The 561-nt window shown below is 68.4% G+C and carries 1 protein-coding gene; it reads right to left on the bottom strand.

The annotated features are described in order from the left end of the window. Positions 1-561, bottom strand: a 561-nt coding sequence (locus ABD901_RS58880) for a condensation domain-containing protein (protein ID WP_345145170.1), incomplete at both ends; no start/stop codon positions are given.

The raw sequence follows: 561 nt of genomic DNA, 5'->3' as shown, positions 1-561 counted from the left end.
CTGCACGTGGGTCTGGCTCGCCGGTGACGTCGATCTTGTCCATGGAGAACTGGCCGGGCGGGTCGATCACCTGGTGCGGTGTCCCGTCGGCGTCGGTGACCAGCCGGGTCCGCAGAATCTCATGGCGGTCCACGATGGTCGCGAGCGCACGGGCCAGCGCATCCGGGTCGAGAGAGTCGTCGAAGTGCAGGACCTCGGGCGCGTTGTACTCGGTCGAGCCGGGGTCCAGCTTTGCCAGGAACCACAGCCGCTGCTGGGCGAAGGACAGCGGCAGCGGGCCGCCGCGGTCGGCGCGGGCGATCGACGGGATGCGCGAGCCGGCGGCCGCGGCGGTGTCGATCACGGCGCCGAGTTCTCTGATGGTGGGGTGGTCGAAGAGGGTGGCGGTGGGGACGCTGGTGTTGAAGGTGGTGCGGGTGCGGGTGATGGCTTGCGTGGCGAGCAGTGAGTGGCCGCCGAGGTCGAAGAAGTTGTCGGTGATGCCGATCTGGTCGAGGTGGAGCAGTTCGGTCCAGATGTGTGTGAGGAGTTCTTCGGTGGGGGTGGTGGGCGCTTGGTAGG

The organism is Dactylosporangium darangshiense, assembly GCF_039537565.1.
GTDB classification, from domain to species: Bacteria; Actinomycetota; Actinomycetes; order Mycobacteriales; family Micromonosporaceae; genus Dactylosporangium; species Dactylosporangium darangshiense.
The sequence above is the reverse complement of the archived record's forward strand: the minus strand, read 5'-3'. Positions and strand labels throughout refer to the sequence as shown.